This is a genomic window from Falsiroseomonas sp. HC035 (genome assembly GCF_050563525.1).
Lineage (GTDB): Bacteria > Pseudomonadota > Alphaproteobacteria > Acetobacterales > Acetobacteraceae > Falsiroseomonas.
In genome coordinates this window covers 69899-96135 of the sequence record NZ_JBNXUN010000015.1, presented here as the reverse complement: position 1 = coordinate 96135, position 26237 = coordinate 69899, and the positions used below count along the sequence as shown (strand labels likewise).

The 26237-nt window shown below is 65.0% G+C and carries 18 protein-coding genes, 5 pseudogenes and 1 other annotated feature; of the genes and pseudogenes, 13 read left to right on the top strand and 10 right to left on the bottom strand.

All coding sequences use genetic code 11. The annotated features are described in order from the left end of the window. Positions 1 to 72: 72 nt before the first annotated feature. Positions 73 to 4308 carry a TIR domain-containing protein gene (locus tag ACLF3G_RS23635; RefSeq protein WP_430671857.1) on the bottom strand — a complete coding sequence of 1412 codons (4236 nt, stop codon included), beginning with the start codon at positions 4306 to 4308 and terminating at the stop codon, positions 73 to 75. 206 nt (positions 4309 to 4514) lie between these two features. On the opposite strand from ACLF3G_RS23635, the gene ACLF3G_RS23630 reads away from it, so the two are divergent. The 5 genes from ACLF3G_RS23630 to tnpC all read left to right on the top strand — a co-directional run bounded on the left by ACLF3G_RS23630 (position 4515) and on the right by tnpC (position 8727). Then, on the top strand, positions 4515 to 5951 hold the full coding sequence (locus tag ACLF3G_RS23630) for a toll/interleukin-1 receptor domain-containing protein (protein WP_430671856.1): 1437 nt from the start codon (positions 4515 to 4517) through the stop codon (positions 5949 to 5951). Beyond that, a complete protein-coding gene (locus ACLF3G_RS23625) occupies positions 5948 to 6229 on the top strand; it encodes a hypothetical protein (RefSeq protein ID WP_430671855.1) in 282 nt (93 codons plus the stop codon). Before ACLF3G_RS23630 ends, ACLF3G_RS23625 begins: the two co-directional genes overlap by 4 nt. Positions 6230 to 6311: 82 nt before the next feature. Then, positions 6312 to 6731, top strand: a complete 420-nt coding sequence (gene tnpA / locus ACLF3G_RS23620; protein WP_430671867.1) for an IS66-like element accessory protein TnpA — start codon at positions 6312 to 6314, stop codon at positions 6729 to 6731. Then, on the top strand, positions 6728 to 7078 hold the full coding sequence (gene tnpB, locus ACLF3G_RS23615; RefSeq protein ID WP_430671854.1) for an IS66 family insertion sequence element accessory protein TnpB: 351 nt from the start codon (positions 6728 to 6730) through the stop codon (positions 7076 to 7078). The genes tnpA and tnpB (ACLF3G_RS23615) overlap by 4 nt, the downstream gene beginning before the upstream one ends. A gap of 113 nt (positions 7079 to 7191) precedes the next feature. Beyond that, positions 7192 to 8727, top strand: a complete 1536-nt coding sequence (tnpC, locus tag ACLF3G_RS23610) for an IS66 family transposase (RefSeq protein ID WP_430671866.1) — start codon at positions 7192 to 7194, stop codon at positions 8725 to 8727. Positions 8728 to 9070: 343 nt separating this feature from the next. On the opposite strand, the gene ACLF3G_RS23605 is transcribed toward tnpC, so the two are convergent. Beyond that, positions 9071 to 10180: an IS110 family transposase gene (locus tag ACLF3G_RS23605; protein WP_430671853.1), complete on the bottom strand. Its 1110-nt coding sequence runs from the start codon at positions 10178 to 10180 to the stop codon at positions 9071 to 9073. Between the two features lie 192 nt (positions 10181 to 10372). Next, the gene (locus tag ACLF3G_RS23600) at positions 10373 to 10792 is read right to left on the bottom strand and encodes a DUF4231 domain-containing protein (protein ID WP_430671852.1); all 420 of its coding nucleotides are present in this window, start codon (positions 10790 to 10792) and stop codon (positions 10373 to 10375) included. Positions 10793 to 11040: 248 nt separating this feature from the next. Here ACLF3G_RS23600 and ACLF3G_RS23595 point away from each other — a divergent pair, with 248 nt between their 5' ends. The 3 genes and pseudogenes from ACLF3G_RS23595 to ACLF3G_RS23585 all read left to right on the top strand — a co-directional run. Continuing rightward, positions 11041 to 11301: a hypothetical protein gene (locus ACLF3G_RS23595; RefSeq protein ID WP_430671851.1), complete on the top strand. Its 261-nt coding sequence runs from the start codon at positions 11041 to 11043 to the stop codon at positions 11299 to 11301. A 40-nt stretch (positions 11302 to 11341) separates the two neighbouring features. After that, positions 11342 to 12370 (top strand): hypothetical protein, encoded by a 1029-nt coding sequence (locus tag ACLF3G_RS23590; protein WP_430671850.1) that lies wholly within the window; start codon positions 11342 to 11344, stop codon positions 12368 to 12370. Positions 12371 to 13629: 1259 nt separating this feature from the next. Further along, a pseudogene (locus ACLF3G_RS23585) lies at positions 13630 to 14637 on the top strand (ISL3 family transposase); the annotation flags it as partial. A gap of 332 nt (positions 14638 to 14969) precedes the next feature. Here the strand turns inward: ACLF3G_RS23585 and istB are convergent. Together istB and istA are read right to left on the bottom strand one after the other, a co-directional pair. Next, entirely contained in the window at positions 14970 to 15719 is a 750-nt protein-coding gene (istB, locus tag ACLF3G_RS23580; RefSeq protein ID WP_430671849.1) for an IS21-like element helper ATPase IstB, read from the bottom strand. Positions 15720 to 15730: 11 nt separating this feature from the next. Further along, positions 15731 to 17260 carry an IS21 family transposase gene (gene istA / locus ACLF3G_RS23575; protein ID WP_430671848.1) on the bottom strand — a complete coding sequence of 510 codons (1530 nt, stop codon included), beginning with the start codon at positions 17258 to 17260 and terminating at the stop codon, positions 15731 to 15733. Positions 17261 to 17467: 207 nt separating this feature from the next. Here istA and ACLF3G_RS23570 point away from each other — a divergent pair, with 207 nt between their 5' ends. Genes ACLF3G_RS23570 through tnpB (ACLF3G_RS23560) form a run of 3 tightly spaced genes read left to right on the top strand, consistent with a single transcriptional unit; the run spans position 17468 to position 18456 of the window. Next, complete coding sequence (locus tag ACLF3G_RS23570; RefSeq protein ID WP_430671847.1) at positions 17468 to 17830, top strand: transposase; 363 nt, start codon at positions 17468 to 17470, stop codon at positions 17828 to 17830. Further along, positions 17754 to 18170 carry a transposase gene (locus ACLF3G_RS23565; RefSeq protein ID WP_430671846.1) on the top strand — a complete coding sequence of 139 codons (417 nt, stop codon included), beginning with the start codon at positions 17754 to 17756 and terminating at the stop codon, positions 18168 to 18170. The genes ACLF3G_RS23570 and ACLF3G_RS23565 overlap by 77 nt, the downstream gene beginning before the upstream one ends. A gap of 52 nt (positions 18171 to 18222) precedes the next feature. Then, positions 18223 to 18456: an IS66 family insertion sequence element accessory protein TnpB gene (gene tnpB, locus ACLF3G_RS23560; RefSeq protein WP_430671845.1), complete on the top strand. Its 234-nt coding sequence runs from the start codon at positions 18223 to 18225 to the stop codon at positions 18454 to 18456. Positions 18457 to 18665: 209 nt separating this feature from the next. Here the strand turns inward: tnpB (ACLF3G_RS23560) and ACLF3G_RS23555 are convergent, their stop codons facing one another. Together ACLF3G_RS23555 and ACLF3G_RS23550 are read right to left on the bottom strand one after the other, a co-directional pair. Next, positions 18666 to 21482 (bottom strand): TIR domain-containing protein, encoded by a 2817-nt coding sequence (locus tag ACLF3G_RS23555; RefSeq protein ID WP_430671844.1) that lies wholly within the window; start codon positions 21480 to 21482, stop codon positions 18666 to 18668. 147 nt (positions 21483 to 21629) lie between these two features. Further along, positions 21630 to 22166 (bottom strand): annotated as a pseudogene (locus ACLF3G_RS23550) (integrase core domain-containing protein); the annotation flags it as partial. Positions 22167 to 22220: 54 nt separating this feature from the next. Here ACLF3G_RS23550 and ACLF3G_RS23545 point away from each other — a divergent pair. Next, positions 22221 to 23449, top strand: a pseudogene (locus tag ACLF3G_RS23545) (IS3 family transposase). Further along, positions 22505 to 22621, top strand: a sequence feature (AL1L pseudoknot). Its footprint overlaps the pseudogene before it by 117 nt. Positions 23450 to 23486: 37 nt before the next feature. Here the strand turns inward: ACLF3G_RS23545 and ACLF3G_RS23540 are convergent. Continuing rightward, a pseudogene (locus ACLF3G_RS23540) lies at positions 23487 to 24428 on the bottom strand (IS630 family transposase); the annotation flags it as partial. 56 nt (positions 24429 to 24484) lie between these two features. Between ACLF3G_RS23540 and ACLF3G_RS23535 the strand changes: the two are divergent. Then, positions 24485 to 24634 (top strand): annotated as a pseudogene (locus ACLF3G_RS23535) (integrase core domain-containing protein); the annotation flags it as partial. Positions 24635 to 24800: 166 nt separating this feature from the next. Here ACLF3G_RS23535 and ACLF3G_RS23530 read toward each other — a convergent pair. After that, entirely contained in the window at positions 24801 to 25553 is a 753-nt protein-coding gene (locus ACLF3G_RS23530; protein WP_430671843.1) for a hypothetical protein, read from the bottom strand. A gap of 56 nt (positions 25554 to 25609) precedes the next feature. Beyond that, positions 25610 to 26230, bottom strand: coding sequence for a glycoside hydrolase family 108 protein (locus tag ACLF3G_RS23525; protein ID WP_430671842.1), 621 nt, complete (start codon positions 26228 to 26230; stop codon positions 25610 to 25612). Positions 26231 to 26237 lie beyond the last annotated feature (7 nt).

Genomic DNA, 26237 nt, shown 5'->3' with positions numbered 1-26237 from the left:
CTTCCTGTGCGCATGGCGTGGTTCCTCGATCCGATGTCCGGGCGTGGCGCCGGGCTTGTCCCGCTGGCGTCGTCACGGCCGAGGTGTGGCTGCGCTTGCATCGGCGGCGTCTTCCAGGAAGAAGCGGCGACGCTGCTCCGCCGTCAGCACAAGCGGAACGGCCGATCCGGTCGGGCCGGCGAATTCTCGCGGCACTGACCCGCGCGCGCGCTCAAGGAGCAGTCGATCGGTTGCCGGGTACGGCCACAGCCGCACCGTTCCGTCATCGCCTGCGCTAACCACCCGAGTCCCGTCCGGGCTGAACGACGCGGCTCGCACCCGACCCATGTGGCCGCGCAGGATCAGCGGCTCGCCGCTGCCGTCGGCTCGCCACAACCGCACGGTTCCGTCATCGCCTGCGCTCACCACCCGTGTGCCGTCTGGGCTGAACGACGCAGCGTAGACGTTATCCTGATGGCCGCGCAGGATCAGTGCCGCGCCGCTGCCGTCCGCCCGCCACAGCCGCACCGTGCGATCCATGCCTGCGCTCACCACCCGTGTGCCGTCCGGGCTGAACGACGCAGCGTACACCGTATCCCGGTGGCCGCGCAGGAACAGTGCCGCGCCGCTGCCGTCGGTCCGCCAAAGGCCTATCGTGCCGCCAACGCCCGCGCTCACCACCCGCGTCCCGTCCGGGCTGAACGACGCGGCGTAGACTTCATCCTGGTGGCCGCCCAGGATCAGCGGCTCGCCGCTGCCGTCGGCCCGCCACAGCCGCACCCCGCGGTCGCGGCCCGCGCTCACAACCCACTTACCGTCCGTGCTGAACGATGCTGTTTTCACGTCACCCCGGTGGCCGCGCAGGCTCAGCGGCTCGCCGCTGCCATCGGCCGCCCACAGCCCTACCCAGCCGCGCGCGCCCGCGCTCACCACCCGCCTCCCGTCCCGGCTGAACGACGCGGCGTTCAGCCCATCCTCGGCTCCGCGCAGGATCAGTGGTTCGCCGCTGCCATCGGGCCGCCACAGCCGCACTACTTGGTCATCGCCCGCACTCACCACTCGCATACCGTCCGGGCTGAACGACGCGGCGTAGACGTCACCTTGGTGGCCGCGCAGGATCAGCGGCTCGCCGCTGCCATTGACCCGCCACAGCCGCACCGTGCCATCATAGCCCGCGCTCACCACACGCGTCCCGTCCAAGCTGAACGAAGCGGCATGTACTCCTCCCCCCAACACTCCTCCCCGGTGGCCGCGCAGGATCAGCGGCTCGCCGCTGCCATCGGCCAGCCGCAGCCTCACCGTGGCGTCAACACCGGCGGTCACCACCCGCATACCATCCGGGCTGAACGACGCGGCGTAGACGTCACCCTGGTGGCCGCGCAGGATCAGCGGCTCGCCGCTGCCATCAGCCCGCCACAGCCGCACCGTGCCGTCCTCGCCCGCGCTCACCACACGCGTCCCGTCCCGGCTGAATGACGCGGCGTACACCACCCGCACATGGCCGCGCAGGATCAGCGGCTCGCCGCTGCCATCGGCCCGCCACAGCCGCACCGTGCCGTCCCGGCCCGCGCTCACCACCCGCGCGCCGTCCGGGCTGAAGGACCCGGCGTTCACCGCCCGCTCGTGGCCGCGCAGGATCAGCGGCGCGCTGCTGCCATCGGCCTGCCACAGCCGCACCGTGCCGTCAGCGCCCCCGCTCACCACCCGCGTCCCGTCCGGGTTGAACGCCGCGGCGATCACCGCGCCCTCGTGGCCGCGCAGGATCAGCGGTTCGCCGCTGCCATCGGCCCGCCACAGCCGCACCGTGCCGTCATAGCCCGCGCTCACCACCCGCGTCCCGTCCGGGCTGAAGGACGCGGCGCGCACTGAGCCTACGTGGCCGCGCAGGATCAGCAGCGCGCCGCTGCCATCGGCCTGCCACAGCCGAACCGTGCCGTCCCGGCCCGCGCTCACCACCCGCGCCCCGTCCGGGCTGAACGACGCGGCGTACACCTCATCTTGGTGGCCGCGCGAGATGAGTTCGATGCGCGGCGCGGCCAGGGCGGCATCCAACGCCGAGGCCAATTCGCCGACCAAGGGCTTGTCGGGCTTCTCAAGGTCGCGCGGTAGGCCTTCGAGGGCCAGCAACATCGCCGTCGTGGCATCGCCGCGTGCCAATTCCTGTCGCACCAGCGGCGCAAGACGAAGCGCCTCGCGGCGCTGAGCTTGTATTAGACGCGCTTCGGCGAGCCCCGCACTGGCTACTGCGGCGTCCCGCTGTTTGGCTTCGCTCCTGGCAAGCCGTGCTGCTGTCGTCCACTGCCAGCCGAGCAGGCCAGCGAGACCAAGGAACAGCAATGCGACCGCTGAGCCCGCGCGCAATTGCCACAGGCGACGCGACGCCAGCTCCCGTATCGTCTTCAGCGCATTCTCCCGCTCACGCTCCCGGTCAGCACGCGCGACCTTGCCTTGCTCCAGGAAGTCCCGCTCGAGAGGCGAGAGCCAGTCCTTGTGTCGCCCGGCCAACGCCAGGTAGTCGTCCAGATCCCCGCCTTGAGCGACGTCTTCCGTCCGCCTTCCTAGTTCTGCCCAGCGCCGCGCGGCGTCCATCAGCCGATCGAGGATCCGCTTGTCCCGGCCTCGCAGGGGTTCCTCGCCGCTGCGACGCAGCCAGCGCCGCAGCCGCGCCCACTGCGTGGCGAGCTGCTCATGCGCGAGCTCGACGCTGCCCGCACCCGCCTCCTCCCCAACTGCCTCGTCGTCGCCCTCCAGCGGCCGACCGCGTCCCGAGACAAGCAGCCGCCGGCATCGCCTGGTGGTGAACTTCCTGGCCACTACCAGTGCATCGGCGGAAAGCTCGTCCTCATGCGCGATGCGACGTGTGAAGCCGCCGCCGTCGCCCGCCCGGACGAGTCGCATGAACAGCGCCTCCGCCACGGTACGCTCCGACGCCAGCAGCATCTCGGGGTCCTGGGCCGCATTGAGGTAGACGTCCTCGGCCGCGGTGGCGAGCGCGCCTTCGAGCCGCCCGATGGCGTCGTAGGCCACGACGAGGTCGCCGCCATGGAGGTGACGACGGCGCCACGCCTCGGTCAGCGCCATTTCGAGCAGCGCGAGGTTGCCGGCTTGGTCGGTGACGTCGAGCAGCACGGCATCGGCCAGCGCCTTGGCATCGGAAGCGGCGATGCCAGCGAGCATGAGCGGCTTTTCGACGGCGGCCCGCAGCCCCTCTGGGCCCATCGCGCCGAGCAGCAAGCGACCGGCCTTATCGTCGGCATTCAGCCGGTTCCAGAGCGGCGTGTGATCAGCGCAAAGATTGAAATAGTCCCGGCGCATGGTGCCGACGATGCGCCGGCTGGTCTCGCCGGGCGGCGCCAGCAGGAGCATCGCATCCAGGAAATCCGTGCGGGCCTGGTCGTCGATCGTCTGCGTCCACAGCTCTTCCAACTGGTCGACGACGAGCAGCAGCTTAGCATCGTGAGGCCCCGACAGCCGCAGCGCGTCAAGGATGGAGGACGCGTTCCGGCTGCGGAGCGCCGGGCCCAGAGCCAGTATCGTGTCGGCCGGGACGCCCGCTGCCCGTGCCGCGGACTGCGCAGCTTTGACAAGTTCTTCGAAGGGATCCCGCCCCGGCCGCATCTCCACGACGTGCCACGCCGCCGCGTCGGGGCGCCTGCCCAGGGGGTCAGCCAGCGCGCCTTCGCGGACGGCGGGGATCAGGCCAGCCTTGACGAGCGATGACTTGCCGGCCCCGCTCTCACCGACGACCACGAGAAGGTTGGTCTTCTTGAGCCTGGCGACGAGGGCTTTCACCTCGGCGTCACGCCCGAAGAACAGGGCGGCATCCTCCGACCCGAAAGCGTCGAGGCCCATGAACGGCTCTTCGACCAGCGCCACCGGCGCGCCCGTTGGCAGGTCGACCGCGGCACGGACCAACTCCTGGATGCCCGCCGGTCCCTGATCGAGCCGGACGCCCTGGAATTGTCGGGCGAATGCTGGCAACAGACCGATATCGGCTGGATCGTCGGCGATGATCGGGATGAACGGGAACCTTCGCCCATTGCGCTGCTCGCTCACCACCCGATCGAGCGCGGCGCGTACCTCGAAGCGTACCCAGTTCCGCGCGCCCTCGCGCGTCAGCAGCAGCGCAAAAGCGGTCGCCTCGTGCTCGACCGCGTGCTCGAGTTGCTCCTGCCAGGGCTCGCCGGCACGCAGGCGGCCGGGCCGCTTGTCCAGCCACACAGTGAGGTCGAGGCCGGTGCTCCGCGCGGCAGACTCGATCGCGTCGGCCAAGGCAAGCGCCCGGTCGCTGTCCGCACCAGCGTGTGAGATGAAAAGGCAGACGCTCACTGGACGGACTCTTGCGACATCGGCGGTGCCTCCCCGTCAGCCATACTGATTAACGCATTGCTTTGGCGCGCTAGCAACGACCTGTTATCGTTTGGGCAATCTATGGAAGTATCGAAAACAAGGTAAGCTCAACGTTTTCGACATTTGGGACTGCTCCGTGGTTGCCGGACGACTGAAAGTTCGAGCTGCGGCAGCTCGACCCCGACGTGGCGGTTACCTTCCTGAACGAGACGGATGGCACTGCCATCATCGGCCACGCGCTGCTCATGGAGGCCTGCTCGCCGATCGTGGCCAGGCACACCGGCAGCGCCACCGACTGCGAATACGAGGTCGCCTGGGCCAACACCAATGCCGTGCGGATGGAATACACCTCGACCGCCGACTGCGCCGGCAATGCCGTCTGCAACCAGCATCGAACACCCGCCTCGCGTCTGCTGAGGGTACCCGCGTCCACGCGTACGCTGATCCATGACCTCCGACCCACGGCATGTGTTGAGCAGGCTTGCAGGCCTGCGCGAAGTTCTGCGAATTTCGTATTTCGGACGGGAGCGGAACTCATGCGGACGCGGTGGGCCCTGGTTGCCGGAACCGGAAGGCGTTTCGGACTGGCCGAGACGACTACGTGGCCGACTGAGGCGATCGGCTCGGCCCTCGCCCGGGAGGGTCACGGCCTCGTGGTCGGCGGCTGGCACGGCGTCGACTACATGGCTGCGGAGGCTTTCGCGGTGGCGCTCGCCGCCGCGCGACCCAACGTCGCCCTCAGCGACCTGCTGATCCAGGTGGTGCCCCGCGGCACGGAACCGGTGTTCCAAGGAGGCCGCGTCGTCTCGGTCGACACCGGTCCCGCCGAGTGGGTCGAGGCGCTGCGCTTTGCCGACGTGGCGATCCTCATTGGCGGGATCGGCGGCACCTACCGCACGTATGCCCACGCGATGCAGGAGCGGAGGGCAGTCTTTCCTGTTGCGAGTGCGGGGGGCGACGCCGCTGCGGTGTTCGCAGAGATGGGCCAGCGGTGGCACGCCGCCGGCGTTTGGGGCGTCTCGCGGACCAGCTTTGAGCGGGTGCTCGGCCACGGCATCCAAACGAAGGCCGATGCCCGGGGTCTCGCCGAGGGGCTTATGATGCTGCTGGCTGACCACTTCGCGTTCCAGGACGCGGAGTTCGAACGCACTAAGCTATTTGTCTCCTACGCTCGCGCAGACCGGGACCTGCTGCTAACAGTGAAAACGCAGTTGCGCTCTATGCCCGAACGGTCCGTAGAGGTCTGGGAAGACAGCGAGATCGCCCCAGGCACCGACTTTGAGAGGCAGATCCAGCGTGCCATGTCGGCCTCGAGAGCGTGCTTACTGCTCGTGACACCGGATTTCCTGTCGTCAGCGTTCATCAGGGAGCACGAACTGCCCTTCCTGGTGAGGGCCTCCGAACACGACTTAATGCGTTTGTTCTGGGTCCATGCCAGGCGGGCGCCGTTCGAAGGGACGGCGCTCGCGGCCAAGGAGGCGGCGCACGATCCGAAGCGGCCGATCGCGGAGATGCCGCCGTCCGAGCAGCGCGAGTGCCTCGCGCAGATCTGCCTTGAGGTGGCACGTTGCTTGCGGGAGGGTGCGCCGCAGGAGGGCGCGAATGGTCCTGTGAAATCTTGAACTACCTTGCCCCAATTGAGACCAAGCCGGGCGCGCTGGACCAAGCGGCGGCACTGCAGTGCTGGGCCTTGCCGCCGGCGTTCCAGCACCTGCGTCACCTGCTGGAGGCGCGCGTGCGCAACCCCGGCAAAGGAGTTCATCCAGTTGCTGCGCTGGTGGAGGTCGCCGCCAAGGAGGTGGTGGCGGCCGCGGTGGCCGATGCCAGGCTAACGATCATCGACGAGCTTGCGGTTGTAGACGTAAGCGTCGCGGCGGCGGCACATTGCGGCGCGGGCTAGCCCTGTGATCGAAGGCGGTCATGGGCAAAGCGCAGACGCTGCCGATCGAGGCTGAGGATGCTCATACGATTGATCGTATGAGCTGCGCGAGGCGCCGGTCGAGGTCATCACCCGCGGCGAGCGACGGCGGATTTGGACGCCCGAGCAGAAGCGCGACATCGTCATGGAGAGCCTGGAGCCGGGCGGCTCGCCGATCGCGGTGGCACGGCGACATGGCATCGGCAGTGGGCTTCTCTACACCTGGCGTCGGCAGATGATGGAAGGCCAGCTCAAGGCGCGGCTGCCTATGCCGCCGAGCTTCGCGCCGGTCTCCGCGGTGCCGGACGGGGCGGAGGCGGCAGCGGAGCCGCCGATGCAGCAGGCGGCGCCTAGGACGGCGCTCTCCGTCGACACCTCGGCCCGGATCGAGATCGTGCTGCCGGATGGTGTGACGGTGCGGGTGGGGGCGGCGGTGGACGAGGCGGCGCTACGTCGCGTGCTGGCCGCGGTGGGTCGCCGATGATCGCCCCGCCTGCCGGATTGCGGGTCTGGCTGGCCTGCGGCGTGACCGACATGCGCAAGGGGATGACGGGCCTGGCGATGCTCGTGCAGCAGGGCCTGGCGGAGGATCCATTCAGCGGTGCCGTCTATGCCTTTCGTGGCCGCCGGGCCGGGCTGATCAAGCTGATCTGGCACGATGGGGTTGGCCTGTGCCTGCTGACGAAGCGACTTGAGCAGGGCCAGTTCGCTTGGCCGACGACCACGACGACAGGCTGCATCGCCTTGTCCACGGCGCAGTTGGCGGCGCTGCTCGACGGCTGTGAATGGCGTGCCCCGGTGCCGCGCCGCAGGCCGGAACTGGCTGAGTAACAGCGCCGCGATTCAGCTGGAAACGGTAGGTCCGACGCGACGGCATCCGGCACCATCGCGGCGTGCAGATCGACCTCGACACGCTGCCCGACAACCCCGCCATCCTGCAGCAGATGCTGCGAGAGGTGGTCGCCGATGCGGCGCATCAGCACGGCGTGCTGCATGCCGAGAACGACAAGCTGCGGCTGCTGATCCAGCGTCTGCTGCGTCAGCAGTTTGGCCGCCGGTCGGAGCAGCTGAGCCCGGACCAGCTGCAACTCGGGCTCGAGGATCTCGAGCAGACGATGGCCGAGAACCAGGCGGGGCAGGATGCGGCGGAGGCGCGGCAGGGCCGCCGCCGCACAGCACCGCCCCGGCGCAACCACGGCGCCCTGCCGGAGCATCTGCCGCGCTACGAGGTGCTGATCGACGTTGAGCAGCGTGACTGCCCCTGCTGCGGCAGCGCACTGCATGCCATCGGCGCGCTCCGCACCGAGCAGCTCGACATCGTGCCCGCCCAGCTGCGGGTCCGCGTCACCCGCCGCCCGCGCTATGCCTGCCGCGCCTGCGAGGGTGCCGTAGTGGTGGCGCCTGCGCCGGAGCGGCCGATTGATGGCGGCATGGCGACGGAGGCGCTGATCGCGAATGTGCTGGTCAGCAAGTTCTGCGACAGCCTGCCGCTGTACCGCCAGGCGCAGATGTTGGCGCGGCAGGGCGTGGTGCTCGATCGATCGACGCTGAGCAATTGGGTCGGCCGGGCCTGCTGGTGGCTGACCCCGCTGTATGACCTGCTCCTCGGCACGGCGCTGTCCTCCGCCAAGCTGTTCGCCGACGACACGACGCTGCCGGTGTTGGACCCCGGCCGCGGCCGGACCAGGACCGGGCGGCTCTGGTGCTATGCGGTCGATGACCGGCCATGGTGCGGCCCGGGCCACCCGGTGGCGGCCTATGTCTACTCCGAGGATCGCAAGGGCATGCGGCCCACAGGGCACCTGGCGGCATTCCAGGGCGTGCTGCAGGTGGATGGCTATCCCGGGTTCAAGCGGCTGGCGGGCGACCGCACCAACGCCTCGGTCAGCCTGGCGTTCTGCTGGGCGCACATGCGGAGGTACTTCTACGAATTCCATGTATCCACCCAGTCGCCGCTCGCGGCCGAGGTGCTGGCACAGGTCCAGGCGCTCTACGCGATCGAGACCCAGATCAGCGGCCATCCCGCCGAACACCGGCGACAGGTGCGGCAGGCGCGAAGTCGACTCATCGTCGAGGCCCTGCATGGCTGGCTACAGGTTCATCAAGACCGCGTCTCCGCCGCCTCGGACTTGGCCAAGGCCATTCGCTGCGCTCTGCGGCATTGGCCGGGCCTGACCCTGTTCCTCGACGATGGGCGGGTCGAGATGGACTCGAATGTGGTCGAGCGCGCCATCCGTCCGATTGCCCTCACTCGCAAAATTGCACTGTTTGCCGGAAGCGATGGCGGAGCGCGGCACTGGGCGATCGCGATGACACTCATCCAGACCGCCAAGCTGAACGGCGTCGAGCCGATGACCTGGCTGACAGATGTGCTGGAACGCATCGTCTCCGGGCAGACCAAGGCCACCGACCTGGGCTCACTGCTGCCGTGGAACTGGAAGCCAAATAACCCTGCCGCGGTATCCGACATCGCAGCGTAGACGCCAGAGATCAAACGGTGCCTACCGTCAACGCAATTCCGCCCCTGTCGTCGCCGCGACGCTCTGATGTCCGCTTTCAAGAGCTTTCTGCAGCTGGGATCGCCGCGCGAGGCGGTTGCCTGACTCTGGCCGAACACGGGAGGAGGCGAGGCGGATAGACGTCGGTGATCAAGCTCTGATCCGCGGGTTGGCTACCGCATCTCCGATTATGCGTCCGGGGCGTTCCCGATCTTACTGCGGGCGTCGGTCTGACCGGCCACAAAGCGTCAGACGGGAGTTCCCCTGCCGTTGCCTCGCCCCCACCCTTGCCCAGCCCTATGACCGCAGCGTGGGTGGGCTGCGCCTACGCGGACTTCACCTCCTTCCCGATCGCCCAAATGAACCCTGCGAGTTCACGTGCGACAGCGGTGACGGCGACCGTCAGCTTCTTGCCGCGCGCCGAGAGCGCTCGATACCTGCCGCAGAGCCGCGCCTGCGCCTTGTGCGCAATGTCGCGCACCGCGGGCGAGACGTGCCGATGCTGGTAGAGCTTCTTGGCGCCGACGCGTGGCGGATGCCGATAGGTCCATGCACTCTCGACGAGTGCCCGTCGAATTCGTCCGTTCCCGGCTTTGGTGATGCCGAGGCGGCGCACCGTGTCGCCTGTTGAGCGCTCGCCCGGCACCAGGCCGAGATAGCCCATAAACTGGCGCGCACTGTCGAACCGGGCGAGGTCACCGATCTCGGCAGCAATCGCCACCGCTGTTGGCACCCGGATGCCGCGCAGTGCCTGCAAGGCCTCGACGAGCGGCGCCAGCGACCACCCCGGCATGAACTCGACGATGGCCACCTCGATGCGCTCCAGCCGCTCCTTGGCGTGCCGGGCTGCCAGGATGAGCTCCTGCAAAACGAACTGCTGGGGCGGATGGTCGAAGGCCTGCTCGGCCAGCCAGCGCTCGTGTCGGGCGCCCCAGGTGGTCTTCCCGGGGAATGCGCGCCCATGCTTCAGAAGCATCGACGAGATCGCTTGGCGCTTTCGGCGCAGATCATCGACAGCGGCCCCGCGGGCGCGTGCCAGGTCGCGCATCGCCTCGTGTGCCTCGTCTGGCACCCATACGGCGGTCAATTCACCAGCCCGGAGCAGCCGAGCCAGGGCAGTCGCGTCGCGCCGGTTCGTCTTGACCCTGTCGCCCGGCTTACGCGGGATCAGCGAGGGCGCCACCACGGTGCAGGCGTGACCAAGGGCAATCACCTGGCGATAAAGGCCGTAGCCGGTCGGTCCGGCCTCATAGCAAACATGCAGCTTACCGTGCCGCGCGGCCAGCCGGGTCAGCAGCTTCCGCACCACATCGGGACTGGCGTCAACTTCGCCGATATAGCGCACCTCACCAGTTCGGCCGGGCTCCGCAACAGCAATTGCGTGCTTCAGCTTCGCAGCGTCGATCCCCACGAAGACGGTGCTATCATCCTCCACGGCTCGTCCTCCCTGCGCTGAGGATAGGCCCGCCCCTGCGGGCAACCCTCGTTCACCCGCGCACTGTAGGACGAGCCACCAACCTCCACGGCGGACATACGGTCTTACCTGAAGCGGGCGGGTCCTGCTGATGGCGAGGATTGGTCGCCTCGGTTACGCCAGTAGATCTGCTGCTCCTCCGCAACAATGGCCTCAACGTTCTCGACGAAGCAAAAAGGCCTCTTCCTCCTCCGCTATGCCATGGTACTCGCTCGCGCCGTTTGTATAGAGCCGGACCTCACGCTTGATCCGCTCGCTGGCGCCTCGATATGCGGCCCACGTTTCCTCGTAGCGCGCGATCTGGCGCCACCCCTCCAACAGCGCCACGGTCACGCCGAGCAGCGCAGTCAGCACCGGGATATGTGATGCCCCACCGAAGACCTGTAGGAAGGTGGTCGCCGCGCCGGCCGCGACTATAGCGATGCCAAGCGCTTGCGCGCGTGCTTTGAAGCGCAAGGCGCGCTCGCTATACCAGCGCCGCTGCCCGCCGAGGTCGTGCTCGAGGTACTGCTCGGCTTTAAGTGCCCTTGCCGACGCGCGCGGGTCACGCTCTGAGACCTGTTCCGCTGCCAATCTGTCCTCCGTACGCTCGAGCCGCCAAACCGAAAACAATTCTATCAGCTAGGCGATCGAACGAAACGGTCTTCCCGACAGACCTGTTGGCGTGCATGAGCTACACTGGCCCGGCAGCGCGCGAGATTCGACCGAGGCGTCAGCGAGGTGCTTCGATCGGCTTTCGATGTCGGTGATAGTTCATAAAAAGACGAGGCCCACATCATCGATCCCATCCTAGAACACCGCAACGAATAAAGCTGACCATCGTGCGTGACGATAACATGGAGACAACCGCTGCCGTCAGCGATAATGTAATTTTTCTTCCGGTCCACAATGGCCAGCTGACGCGGCAGCTTAATTATCACTACGAAATGCCTGTCCGACATCAGTCAAAAGGTGCGATCCTGATGACCAGGAAAATCGACCTGAGCCTTTTGCGAAAATCCGTTTTTGATTTGGAGGATTTCCAAATTAGCGGCTTTGCAGCTTGCCAACTGATCTTGTTTATGAAAAATGCCTGTTTGTAACTAAGAATGTCCGCTTCGCGCCAAGTTTGGAGGCACCGTAATGAGTGAATTGGAAAATAGACTATCAAAGATCTCCATCGTATATGGTGATATATTCAAGATGCCTGTCGACATTTTAATTCTAAAATACGCCGATGCGTTTCGCGGGGCGGACTTAAGGGCGGCCGAGATCTTAGGTATCTCGAATAAAATATCGCTGAGCCGAGGCGAACATCGAAGCTTTAGAAGCAATGAGAGAATTGCCGCTCCCTTAATTTGTTTTGTGGGTGTGGGGCGATTGGGCGACTTTCGGTATCAACAAATTCGAGAATTTGGTAGAAATGTTCCTACCATAGCAAAAGTCGTACAGCCGGGCGCGCGACAGTTGGCGATTACGATTCACGGCCCAGGCTACGGCCTCGACGAGCGAGAAGCAGTGTTCGCGCTTTTTGCGGGCATTATTGAAGCAGGTCAACCGACCGAAAGATTTGATAGCAAGGCCGACATCTCGATCATCATTGTCGAAAAAGATAAAAAAAGATATGGGCGAATCCAAGGTTATCTTGATGAGTTCCTAAAGTTTTTTGCAGGACAACTTTGGGATCAACGTCTTTCTTTCGGAAGGGATGATGCAGCTTTTAGGGGTCAGTTTGAAAAGGATACGCTAGAGCTAATGCAGTTTGGTGCGGTCTCGGAAGAAAAGCCACATGTCTTTGTTGCAATGCCTTTTGCTAAAGAGTATATTGATGAATGGGAGCTTGGGTTACGTGAGCCAGTTAATGAGCTAGGTTTTCTTTGTGAACGAATGGATGCCGAGGTTTACACTGGAGATGTCTTGCAGCACATAAAGAGGCGCATCGAGAGCTGCAACGTACTTCTGGCGATCCTGACTGGAGACAATCCAAACGTTTATCTTGAGATTGGATATGCATGGGGCAAGGGAATACCAACCGTGCTGGTAGTGCGTGAAGGGCACAAGGTTCGATTTGATGTTCAAGGCCAGCGCCATTTGACATACGAAAGTGTCTACGATTTGCGGAAGAAAATAAAGACTGAATTAGAAGACTTAAGGAAGCGTCGGTTGATTTGAAGCCTGATGTCCAAAACCGCGGATCCGAGGATCTCCAAATCGATGAGGAGTGAGAGAAGGAAATGATACCGCGCTGGCTCAAGAGATATTACCCATCTGCTGCGCTGTATAAGTGGAAGGTCCGCCACATCCGCGCCGATCCTCCTGCTGACATTCCTACGAACCGGCGCTCGAGCCTGACGTCCCGCGGTCGCAGAGCGTGGCGCGGGCGAATGACCGTCGCATGGTGAGCAGCATCATCTACGTTATCCGCGATGGATTGCATGAGCATGATATCCCCGCGGCCGACGGGCCGGGCGGGTAGGTATGGGATCGCTTCGTGCTCTGGAGCCGCCCGCAGCGTGTTCGACCGCTCCTTTAGACCACTGGCCGCCGCTGCTGGACCGGGCAATCGGTTGGCAAACCAGGGTCGGCCGGAGGTCAAAGTTCCACGCCATCTGCGGCGGCGAGGACCTCTTCTGATGCTGCTGACAAAGGGGCAGGCAGCGACCATGACGAGAGAATCGACCGTGTCGGAATGAGCCACGTCCATCGGCGGATTCAGCCCCAGGTCCGGTCCGAAGCCGGGCGCCGGAGGATCACGTCGCCGTCGCGGAGCAACTGCTGCACCAACTCGCCGGCGGCGACCTGAGCCGCATATTCATGACCTGTGCGCCTCGCCTAGCCCCGGTCGTTTAACTGCATCGCTTAGGCGAGCGCGTCCGCCACCTCCTCCGGCATGGCCGGTCTCAGGACTTGGCCCTGATGCTCTACCGGCTGCTCTGCCGGAACATACGCCCTGGCCTCGCGGAGCTCGCGGAGTATGCCCGCCACGGCGGCGTCAATGGCCGGGACTGGCAATGCCGGGAGCAACCCGCAACCCAGGCCTCGCGCCTCCGCAGCCGCCTCTGCAACGCTCTTGCTAGCGTCGAGACGGCGGCATTTGAGGCGGCTCGCATGCGCCGCAAGGTCTCGGGATCGATAGGGTCGGACGCGTCCATGCCGATCAGCATGTTCTACTTATGTTCTAGCCGCAAGTGCGAAGGCCGCTGGTCTCATGAAGGCGCGAGTATCAACGTCTCGCGCGTTCGGAAGTTAGGCGCAACGTGATGACGTCGTAGGCAAGATAGCCGCTACCAGGGCGCGCTCCGCTTCACCAATTCATCTCTAGGTTGTTGATTGTCACTGAGTGTCAAACGGCGCGGAAACGGGGCTCTGGCGCAGTTTCCGTGCTGGTTTTGGCGTTGATGTAGGGAGCCTGCACCGAGGGAGCGCTACCGATGCACCTCCTGGACCCACGTCCTCTTCTGCCCGCTGGTCTTCTGGTCGACGCATTGGACATCGGCGCCGACTGCATCACCATTCTTGCCCACCCAGCGGCAACGGCCTGCTGTTGCCCGTCCTGTGGCGAGCCGTCCGGCCGAGTGCACAGCCACTACCAGCGGCGACTGCTTGACCTGCCCTCGCACGGGCGGATTGTCGAACTTCGTTTGCGGGTGCGCCGCTTCCGCTGCTTCACGGCCGCCTGCACGCGACAGACCTTCGTGGAGCCGCTGCCGACCGAGGTCGCCGGGCGCTCTGGGCAGCGCACTTCACGGCTGGATGGTTTGGTCCAGCATCTCGGCATGGCGCTGGGTGGCCGGCCTGGCGCCGGCCTCGCTCAGCGCCTGATGTTGCCGGTCAGCAGGGACACGCTGCTGCGTGTGGTGCGGAGCCGTGCGCCGCCCCGACCTGGGCCGATCCGTGTCATCGGGGTTGACGAGTGGGCGTGGCGGCGGCGCCAGCGCTACGGCACCATTATCTGCGAGCTGGAGCAGCGGCGGATCGTCGACCTGCTACCTGACCGTGAAGCTGCCTCGGTGAAGGCCTGGCTGCGCGCGCATCCGGAGATCGATGTTGTGGCCCGCGACCGTGCAGGTGGCTTTGCCCGTGCGGCCAGCGAGGCCGCGCCCAATGCGATCCAGGTCGCCGATCGCTGGCACCTCATGGAGAACGCAAGCGCCGCCTTCCTGGAAGCCGTACGCGCCGTGCTGGGCCCGATCCGCCGGGCCCTCAGCCGCGGCGCAATCAACCCGGACCTGCTGAGCGCCGCCGAGCGTCTGCAGTACGAGGGCTACCTTCGGCGCCAAGAGGCGAACAACGCCATCCGCGCGATGGCGGCTGTCGGCACGGCCATCAAAGAGATCGTCCGCCGCACCGGCCGAAGCCGCAAGCTGGTGCGGGCGGTGCTGCGGCATGCCGAGGACGAGGTGTTCCGCGGCCGCACCAGCAGCCTGGACCCGTGGCTGCCGCGGCTGGAGGAGCGGTGGGAGGCCGGGTGTCGCAACTCAGCCGACCTGTGGCGCAACCTGCGCGCCGAGGGCTTCGGTGGCTGCTCGCGGGTCGTCACTGAATGGGCCACGCGGCGTCGGCGCAGCGAGCAGCCCGATGGCGGCGCAGCCGGCAGGATGCCGCCGGCCAGGACCATCGCGTGTGGATTCCGACGATGTCGGCCGCCTGTTCCGAGGCGAAGTCGGCCACGTATTCCGAACTCATGTCGGCCGGCCATTCCGATTGATGTCGGCCGGGTGGTTACTGGTCAGCGGGCAGGTTGTTGTCTCCATCGGGTAGGCGGTTCAGGTCAAGCGTCTGGTGCTGTCGCGGCCGTCCGCTTCCGTCGCAGGCTGTCGCCGCGGAGCTGGATGCGGTGCGCGTTGTGGACGAGGCGGTCCAGGATGGCGTCGGCCAGGGTGGGGTTGCCGGTGATCAGATCGTGCCAGCGGTCCACCGGCACCTGGCTGGTGATCAGCGTGGCGCCGCGGCCGTAGCGGTCCTCGGCGAGTTCCAGGAGGTCGCGCTGCTGCTCGGGCCCAAGTGGCTCGAGACCCCAGTCATCGAGGATCAGCACCTTCACCGCGCCCAGCGTGCGCATCAGCCGCGCATGCCGCCCGTCGCCGCGCGCCAGGCCGAGGTCGGCGAACAGCCGTGGCACCCGCTGGTAGAGTACGGAGTGGTTGTCGCGGCAGGCCTTCTGGCCGAGGGCGCAGGCCAGCCAGGATTTGCCGACCCCAGTCGGCCCCTCGATGATCAGGTTCTCCCGCGCCTCGATCCAGCCGCCCAGCGCCAGCTTCTGGAACAGCGGCCGGTCGAGGCCGCGGCTGGTGCGCCAGTCGATGTCCTCGATGCTGGCCTGGTGCCGCAGCTTGGCGAACCGCAGCCGCGCCTTCAGCCGCCGGTCCTGCCGATCGGCGATCTCGCGGTCGAGCAGCAGGCCGAGCCATTCGGCAGGGGCAAGCTCCCCGCCGCTGCGGCTCTGCAGATCCTCGAATGCTCGCGCCATGCCGGCGAGGCCGAGCTGGCGCAGCTGGTCGAGGGTGGGATGGGTCAGCATGGTCTGTCTCCTCAATGGTAGTAGCCGGAGCCCCGGAGGTTCGGGTGCAGCAGGGGCAACTCGTCGCTCTCCCGCGGCCGGCGCGGCGCCGGCTGGCGGTCGAGGTTGTTCTGCAGGATCGACTGGATGGAGCCGTAGGACCGGGCGCCGATCTCGAGGCCTCGTGCGCAGGCTGCCTCCAGCCGGTCCCGCCCATAGGTCCGCAGCAACCGCAGGATGCCGAGGCAGGCACGGAACCCCTGCTCGGGATGCGGCCGGCTTTCCAGAATGATCGCCGTCAGCGCCGCGGTGGACGCACCGATGGCCGCCGCCTCCCGCCCGATCCGCTCGATGGTCCATTCAGCATGGCGCCGGTGCGCCTGCGGCATGTGCTCGGTGAGCGTGGTGTGCCGGCCGCGCAGGCCTCCACGAACGTGCACGGCGACGCGCTCGCCCTTGTGGAACAACTCCACTGTTCGGGCGGTGACGCGGGCCTCTACCTGCTGCCGCAGCAGCCGGTGCGGCGCCGAGTAGTAGTGGCCGTCGACATCGACGTGGTAGTCGAGCCCGACGCGGCGGATCCGCCATTCGGCGTAGACGAACGGCTCCGCCGGCAGGTCGGCCAGTGCCGGGCGGTCCAGCTCCTCGAACAACTGCCGCCGGCTGACCCCGAGCCTGCGCATCGGCCGGCCGTTCAGGTCCACCAGCAGCGCCGCGATCGCCCCGTTCAGCGCCGCCAGCGAGCCGAACCGCTGATGCCGCAGCCGCGCCAGTATCCAGCGCTCCACCACCAGCACGCCGGCCTCGACCTTGGCTTTGTCACGTGGCCGCCGGATCCGCGCCGGCAGGATCGCCGTGCCGTAATGGGCCGCCAGGTCCCGGTAGGTCGGGTTGAGGCCGGGCTCGTACCAGTTGGCCCGCAGCACGCCGCTCCGCAGGTTGTCCGGCACGATCTGCCGCGGCACCCCGCAGATGAACTCCAGCGCACGGACATGCGCGCCCACCCAGTCCGGCAGCGTCTGCGTCCACACCGCCTCCGCGTAGGTGTAGCTCGACGCCCCCAGCACCGCGACGAACACCTGCGCCGTGCGCACCTCGCCAGTGGCGGGATCGATCACCTCCGCCGTCTGCCCGGCGAAGTCGACGAACAGCCGCTCCCCCGCCGGGTGCACCTGCCGCATCGTCGGCGACAGCCGGCCCTCCCAGCCGCGGTAGAGGTCGCACCAACGGCTGTAGCCGTAGCCGCCGGGCTGCTCGCGCCGGTATTCGTCCCACAGCAGCATCAGCGTCACGCCCGGTCGGCGCAGCTCCCGGTGCACCGCGACCCAATCCGGCTCGGCCTTTCGTCGCAGCCCGACCTGCGCACCCCCGCCGGCGAACAGCAGCGCCTCCAGCGCGCCGTCCGTCACCGTCGCCGGCAATGGCCAGATCAGCCCCGCCGCCGCCGCCCGGTCCAGGCACAGCCGCGCCGTGCTGCGCGCAACGCCCACCGAGCGCGCGATCGCCCGGTCGGTCGCGCCCATCTCGTATTTCAGCCGCAGGATCTCTCGCACGCGTCGCATCGACACTCTCTCGGCCGGCATCCAGCTCCCCCTCTCGCGTCCATCGCGAAGGGGGCCCGGACCCCGCCCAGCCGTCGAGCAACCACCACCCCTGCAGGGGTGGCCGACTTCAAATCGGAATGGCCGACTTCATCTCGGAATCACCGGCCGACATCAAATCGGAAACGGTGGCCGACTTCCGTCGGAATCCGCACCATCGCGCGGGTCATGCTCGCCGGCCGCGACCGTCTCGCGCGGGCGGAGGCGGTGATGGTCGCCACTGTCGAGGCGGCTGTCCCGGCGCTGGCGACGGCACGTGATCTGGTCGAGCGCCTCCACCGCATGTTGCGGTCCCGAACATCAGACGCATTGCCGGCGTGGATTACCGATGTCAGTGCCAGCATGCTCGCCGCCTTCGGGCGGGGCATCGCGCTTGATCAGGCGGCAGTCCGCGCGGCGCTGACCGAGCCGTGGTCCAACGGCCCAACTGAGGGATGCATTACCAAGCTCAAGCTTGTCCGACGGCAGATGTACGGCCGCGGCAAGCTTGACCTGCTGCGGGCGCGGCTACTCGTCCCTGCGTCGCCATGACCAGCACGGAAACTGCGCCAGAGCCCTTGTTCCATGCCGATCCACACGTTGGCGGCCCGAGGAGAAGCTGCGGATCCTGGCGGAGTTGGACGAGCACGGTGTCAGGTTCGACGACGTGGCGCGGCGGCGTGACTTCAGCCGCAGCCTGCTACGGCAGTGGCGTGATGCGCTGCGGCGCGGCCGGCTTGCTTCGGGTGTTGCAGCTTTCGTCCCGCTGCGCGTCGTGCCTGAATTGCGGGACCAGTTGCTCCTGCCTCACTGGCGGCCTGCGCGGGTCCTGACGGCGAGCCGGACGAGCGCATCGAGATCGTGTTGGCCGACGATACCGCGGTGCGGGTGACGGAGCGGATCAGCACCACGGCACTGCGTCGCGTCCTGGCGGCGCTGCGCGGATGATCCCGGTTCCCTCCGGCGTACGGGTATGGTTGGCGGTCGGCCACACCGACATGCGCCGCGGCATGAGTGGTCTGGCGCTGCAGGTGCAGGAGGCACTGGGCCGCGATCCTTATGCCGGCGATCTCTACGTGTTCCGCGGGCGCCGCGGTGACCTGGTCAAGATCGTCTGGCACGACGGGCTTGGCATGTCCCTTTATGCGAAAAGTCTGGAGCGGGGACGCTTCATATAGCCTGCGCCGGCGGACGGATCGGTGGCGATCTCGGGCGCGCAGCTGGCCTAGATGCTCGACGGGATCGACTGGCGGAACCCGCAGCGGACATGGCGGCCGGAAGTCGCGGGTTAGGTCGCTGCACCCTACAGGAGCTTCAGAGCCCTTCTCAGCCATGCTCCGTGTATCCGAGCATTGCTCACATAAATTATGGTCCTTGGAAGATCCAACTAGCGGATTGGCAATCCGCATATGGGGTCGCTAATAGCAACCCCATGCTGGTTTGCAAAATCTGTCGTGTCGATCGCTGGGCGCCCAGCCCTACGTTCCGGCAGCAACAGGCATGCTACTGTTCTAAGATCCCCCGGCGGCATCGCGATGTTCCAAACTTGAGCCCCCCCGCCTTCAGTCACCAAGACTAATCGTGTTCCATCGGGCGAGAACGTGCCCGCCACAATGGGAGTCTGCGCCCACGGAGGACTGCGGCGAAGTGGGAGCCCCACGCGGACGCCGCTTGAGAAATCCCACAGCTGGGCCCTGCCATCATTTCCAATAATAAGAAGTTTAGATCCGTCTGGGCTGATTGTAGAATTATATACCGCAGTGTCATTACGTATAGCCTGACCCGCCGCTAATCCAGTAATAACATCTTTGGCTTGCAAAACCCCATCCTGCTCATATAACCTGACGGGGCGACCGTCGATAAAACCAACTGCTATAAATGTCTTATTTTCGGGTAAATCATTTACTAACACTGAGGTAGTCGAGATCATTCTAGCTGCGGAAGACAGGTCGTCCATAATCCAGATCTTTATCAAATCATCTGAGGCCGTAATCATCTGCCTCCCATCCGGATGAACTGAAATAAATTTCAGCCCATCTCCATGCTGATCATTAAACTCGGCAAATCTCGATTCATGAATATCCCAAAAACGGATCGAGCCATCTCGAGTTCCGATAATTAGCCACCGATCGTGATTTGCAAATGTATGGACCGTGATCTCGCGTTCAAATCCAATTCCTGCGACCTCGATGACTTCTTCGTCATAATCCACTTCTGATTCGGCCGTGACGGGGGCTCTATTTCGTCGAATTCGTACTGCCCCACTATCATCTACCACCGCCATCGTTCTTCCGTCAGATGCCAGTACCGCATTCTGAAGATTTGTACCATTCAAGTATCTCACAAAGCCACGGCTTGTATCCCAAAGTCGGATAGTGCCGTCAAGGGATGCCGTAACGATTTTAGAGCCGTCGGAATTTGAAGCTGAGGCGCGAAGCGCCGTATCATGCTGAACGTCTGGACCTACTTCTGCACGTGAACTAATATCCCAAACGCGGACAGTTCCATTAGCAGAAGACACAATCAGCCGCCTTCCATCAGAACTAAACGTCGCCATAACTACTGGTCCGGGATGATGAAAAGGAGAGCCCATCTGCTCTCCGGTCATGCCATTCCACAAGTACACAGCGCCGTCACCTCCGAATGTGATCAACTGGCTCCCATCATGATTGAAACTAGATGGACCCAACAGTCCGTCATAATACCCGTTTCGTAAAGGCGCACTGATTTGCTCGCCGGTCAAAGTGGCTCGCAGATCAGCGAGATTGCCGGCCGTTATGAGGAAGCGGGCTCCATCTGGACTGAAGGTAGCTGAAACGATTTCCCCTCCGCGACTTGGAAGTTCAATAGACGGGCCAATCGGCCGGGCGTCGGCGCTGTTCCATAGTCTTGCCCTCCAGTCACTATCAACTGTAAGTACTATTGAACCGTCGCGGCTCAATGCCAGTTGTATTATCTCACTTCCCTGCAACATTGGATTGCCGTTTGGCATCCCAGTCTGACTATCCCATAACCTGGCCGTCCCGTCGTGCGATGCAGTCACTACTCGTGTCCCATCCCAGCTGAATAAAGCAGCGCTTACACGGCCGGTGTGGTTCATTGTTAAGCCGATTTGCCGCGTCGTAGCGACGTCCCAGATTCGGACAGTATTACCAGAGACAGCAAATACTCTGTTACCATCCCGGTTGAAGTCGCCAAAGGCGATTTGTTCCCCGTCAAAAAGCGGAGGTCCGATTTGCTGCCCTGTGTCAGTAGACCACAGTCGAGAGTCGGTCGATTCAGAAATGCTTAAAATGTGTCGTTCATCGGTGCTCAAGCGAACTTGGGTCACCAAGCCGGCATGGCGGAGAGGCGGTAAAATTTCCAGTCGCAGACCCAACGCCTGCCCGAGTACAATAAGCGCCCGCTGCACAACTGGCCGCCGGTCGGTCGAGCTTCGCGGTAAAGAAGCGAGAGCAAGCTTGAGTGCATCGGAGCCCCTCCCATCCCGGTAATGCGTTTCGGCTAAGGCGGCCAGCGCCATAGATTCGTTTGCAACAGCGGCATTTCGCTGCCGCATCGCCACCCATGCTGCCGCACTCGCAGCCATGAAAAGCACCGCGAGTACGGTTGTAGCCAAAGTAGCCAAACGGCGCGTCAGCCGGAATTGGCGGACATCCTCGCCATCAAGCTCGTCTTTTGACTTACGTAGCAGCGTCGCAGCGAGATCAAGGACCGCTTGCCGGAATCGTGAGTTTTCTACGGTGAGTTGTTTAGGCTGCTGCGCCCAGCGCATATCAACGTACAAAGGTTCTTGTTGAAATACGCCTGCCAAACGTCGCGGTAAAGCGGTTGTGATTAACCAATTAAAATCGCGGTCGACCTCATTCCAAAAAATTTCCCCGCTCGTGAGAACTATTAATATGGTGCTAGACGATCGATTTTTTAACCACCAGTCGATCTCCCTTGCGACCCAAGATGATGTAGAGGCCATCGGTGAAGCTAGAAGAACGAAGTATTGCGCATGACTGAGTGCAGATTCTATCGAATCCCAGAGACCCGGGCTGGCAGACAAATTAGTCTGATCTAAAAATACGCGCAAACTGCGCAGACGGTACCAGGGCTTTGCAACCCGATGAAGAGAATATTGCAGAGCTGGTGCAAGAAGGCCATCGGTCGCATGGCTATAGGATATAAAGGCATTATAAATCCCACGCTGCTCCATATTGGTCCTCCCAAAAGACTCTGGCGGTGTCACCAACCTCGGCACAGCCAACGTCTGCAAATGACCGGGAAAGTTAGCGGCGTGGACGCCATGTGTTTAGCGTCTGTAGGGGCTCTGATGACCTGCCGCCGATCGGGGATCCATGGGCTATGAGAGACTTGGCCCGTGTTCTGGCCTGGCCGTCTGGCCCTGCCGGAGCGGAGCGTAGGCGGTGCCAGACGGCCGCGGCAACACCGCTTCCGGCGCCGGCGGCCGATAGCCCAGCGCACTGTGCGGCCTGACCGTGTTGTAATGGCGCCGCCAACGCTCGATCAGCACCTCCGCCTCCCGCAGCGAATAGAAGATCTCCCGGTCCAGCAGCTCATCCCGCAGCTTGCCGTTGAACGATTCATTGTAGCCGTTCTCCCAGGGGCTGACGGGCTCGATAAACAGCGTCTTCACGCCAATCCGACCGAGCCAGCCGCGCACCACCTTGGCCACGAATTCCGGCCCGTTGTCGCAACGGATATGCTCCGGCGGCCCGTGCTTGACAAACAGATCCGTCAGCGTCTGGAGCACGTCATCCGAGCCAAGCCGACGCGCCACCACGATCGCCAGGCACTCCCGCGTGTACTCGTCGATCACCGTCAGCATGCGAAACCGCCGCCCGTCATGCATGCGGTCCTGCACGAAGTCATACGCCCATGTCTGAACCGCCCCGGGTTTGTCGGAGGCCCCAACTGTTGAGAGGATGGGGTCATGACGAAGAAGACGTCGAACCGCTTTTCGCCTGAGGTCCGGCAGCGTGCGGTGCGTATGGTCCTGGACCATGGAGGCGATCATGCCTCGCAATGGGCTGCAATCGCCTCGATTGCAGCCAAGATTGGATGTACCGCCGAGACGCTTCGGAAGTGGGTTCGGCAGGCCGAGCGCGACGCGGGCCAGAGGCCTGGCTCGACGACGGAGGAGCGCGATCGCATCAGGACGCTGGAGCGCGAGGTTCGCGAGCTGCGGCAGGCCAATGAGATCCTGCGGAAGGCGTCGGCGTATTTTGCGATGGCGGAGCTCGACCGCCGATCGAAGCCATGATCGCCTTCATCGACGATCACCGCGAGGTCTACGGTGTCGAGCCGATCTGCAGGATGCTGCGGATCGCCCCGTCGACCTACCATGCGCGTGTCGCGCAGCGAGCCGATCCGGCAAAGGCTTCGCCTCGCGCCCAGCAGGACCTGGTGCTCATGGCGCAAATCCGGCAGGTGCATGCCGCCAACTTCGAAGTCTACGGCGCCCGCAAGGTCTGGCGGCAGCTCTGCCGCGAAGGCATTGCAGTGGCCCGCTGCACGGTGGAACGCCTGATGCGGCGGATGGGCCTGCGTGGCGTGGTCCGTGGCAAGGAGACCAGGACCACGATGGCCGACAAGGCCTCGCCTTGCCCAACCGACAAGGTGAACCGGCAGTTCCGGGCGCCGCAGCCGAACGTGCTGTGGGTGTCGGATTTTACCTATGTGGCGACCTGGCAGGGCTTCGTGTACGCGGCTTTCGTCATCGACGTCTTCGCCCGCCGCATCGTCGGCTGGCGGGTGTCGCGGACGGCGCATGCAGGGTTTGTTCTTGATGCCTTGGAACAGGCGCTGCATGAACGCCGTCCGACGCGGGGCGGCCTGACCCATCATAGCGACAAGGGGTCCCAATATGTTTCGATTCGGTACACAGAGCGGCTTCTGAAAGCCGGGATCGAGCCCTCTGTCGGCAGCGTTGGCGATCCGTACGACAACGCGCTCGCCGAGACCGTCATCGGCCTGTTCAAGACCGAGGTGATCCGGCGCCGCGGCCCCTGGCGCTCGCTGGATACGGTCGAATACGCCACCCTGGAATAGGTGGACTGGTTCAACCACCGTCGCCTCCTCGAGCCAATCGGCAACATGCCGCCAGCCGAGGCCGAGGCCCGATACTACGCCCAGCTCGAGCCAGCCCCCATGGCGGCCTGACTCAAGCCCACCAGCCTCCGGCGAAACCGGGGCGGTTCAGGGAGCAGAAGACCCCGCGCTTGAGCCGGCGCCGGGTGAGCGCCGAGAAGAAGCCCTCCACGGCGTTGAGCCAGGACGCGCTGGTGGGCGTGAAGTGGAAGGTCCAGCGGGGATGGCGGACCAACCAGGCGCGCACCTTGGGGTGCTTGTGGGTGGCGTAGTTGTCGACGATGGCGTGAACCGTCTTACCGACCGGCACCGCGGCCTCGACCTGATTGAGGAAGCGGATGAAATCCTGATGGCGGTGGCGCTGCATGTTGCGGCCGATCACCGTGCCGTCCAGCACGTTCAGCGCGGCGAAGAGCGTCGTCGTGCCGTGCCGGATGTAGTCGTGGGTCATTGTCCCGGCTCGGCCCTTCTTCATCGGCAGGCCGGGCTGGGTGCGGTCGAGCGCCTGGATCTGGCTCTTCTCGTCGATCGACAGCACGACGGCATGGGCGGGCGGATCGACGTAGAGGCCAACGACATCGCTGAACTTCTCGGCGAACCTCGGATCGTTGGAGAGCTTGAACGTCTTCATCCTGTGCGGCGTCAGCCCGTTGGCCTGCCAGATGCGCTGCACGCTGACGGCGCCGATGCCGGCCGCCTTGGCCATCGCGCGGACACTCCAGTGCGTGGCCTCACCAGGCGGGTCGGCCAGTGTCAGGTCGAGCACGCGCTGGACGGTCGCGGCGGGCAGCGGCGGCTTGCCGGGCTTGCGCGTCTTGTCGCGCAGCAGGCCATCGACGCCTTCCTGCATGAAACGCTCCTGCCACCGCCAGACCGCCGGCTTGGAGAGACCCGAGCGGTGCATGATCTCGGTGGTCCCGCAGCCGTCGGCGGTGGCGACAATCACCCGCGCACGGGCGGCGTGCTTCTGCCGGGTATTCCGACCCGCGACGATCGCTTCGAGACGAATGCGATCCTGCGGCACGACCGAGACGACGATGCCTGCTCTCATTCCAAGAGCTTGGACCACACTACCCGCTCAGGGAATCCTCTGAATGGGGCAATCCACTAGAGACGCAGGTCAAGGCCTTCGTCAGCCACTACAACCATCAGCGCTACCACGAGAGCCTGCGCAATCTCACACCAGCCAATGTCTACTTTGGCCGTGGCCAGACCATCCTGCTCGAACGTAAACGCATCAAGCGGCAGACCATCTAACAGCGCGGCTTGATCCGCCACCAGCACGCCGCCTAACCTCAAACCCGATGTGCCAGAGCCTCCGTTAGCCAGCCGCCTACGCTGTCTCAAAGCATTCGACGACGGACAGCTCACGAAAACCTTCATGACGGCCCCGCCCTCCGCGTCTGGCCTGAGACCAGGTTTGTCAGATGTCGATGTTCATGATGTTGTCGGCGATGTGCCGGCCGAGCTTTTTCTCCAGCGGGTCTTCGGCTGCGGCAATCGTGGCGGAGCTCAACATCAGCTCACGCTGCTCGGTGCTGACCGAGGCATTCACTTCCGACAGCCGGGCAAACAGCACTTGCGTCAGGACGCGCGTGGCGGTCAGGCTGAAATGCACCGCCTTCAGCGCCGCGCCGCCACCGTCGCCTCCATCGATGAAGTTGATCCCAAACTGCGCCACCGACGCCCTCTGGCTCTTGCGCCGAAACAGCGTGAGCCAGGGTGCATCCTCGTCCATCGCCTGTAGGCCCTGCAGGACAGAGATGACTATTGAGCCCGCGGCCGCCGCCGGCCCCAGTGCCGCGGCCAGCACCGGGATGATCGCCTTGTGCAGCTCCGCATCCCGGTCGGAGATCTCCTGCGTTGCCCTGACGCCCCCGACCGGCACCCAGCCGACCTGCCCGAGCACCGTGTTAAAGCTGCCGAACCACGCGCGCGGGTCTTGGTCGCCCGGATTGGCTTTCTCCGCGGCCAGCTGCGCTAGAAGCAGGCTGTTGCTGATGGCGGGCCGGATTGCCTCCCCCACGCGGCTGGTGAACTCGGTCAGCTGCGAGCCGATGGCGACGCCCTGCGGGGCATCGGTGAATTCCGGCGGCCGGGGCGGCGCATCGCCTGGCCCGCGGCTGCGCGCGGAGGGGAGTTCGACAGACTGGATATAGGCTGCAACGTCGCTCATTACGCGCTCCTCCCAACCACTGGCCCGTACAGCATCGCCCGATAATTCGGGGCAGATCAACGCCAGGCTTCGAGTGGCGCATTCGGCGCAAGGTCCGGGATGCGCGCGATCCAGTCGGCTTCGCCGAAATCCACACCGCCGTCCCGCTTGCGCGCGAAGCCAGGCACGCCCGCCTCGACCCGCAGGTCGTTCAGCCGGTTAAGCCAGCCGCGCAGAAAGCGGTCCTGCCCAGGGGCCTCCGCAAAGCGGTGGTAAAGACCTTCGCGGATGGAGCAGTAGCGCGCCACTGCGTCGGGCGGGTCGCAGGCGTCGCAGGCCGTGCGCGTGTTCGGGCCGAAGGCGCCGTCGGCATCCACCCCAACGGTCTGCTGCAGGATCTTCACGGCGCGCCCTGGCCCCATGTTTACCGCCGTGTCGAACTGCACCAGGTCCAGCTGCGCGCGCAGCACGTCGCAACTGGCCTTTTCCCAGTAGCGGCTGCGGTAGATCGCGCCGAGCTCCGCATCCGAGATGCCGGCCACATCGGTGGCGGGCAGCCTGTTCGCGGCTCGCCAGGAATCATACACTTGCTGGGTGACGCCCTTCATCGTCCGCCCGCCGCGGTCGGCCGGGTCATCGCTTAACCCACCTTCCCAACGCAGTACGAAGCGCAGCGCGCCATCGAAGCCACTGGCCATTGCCATC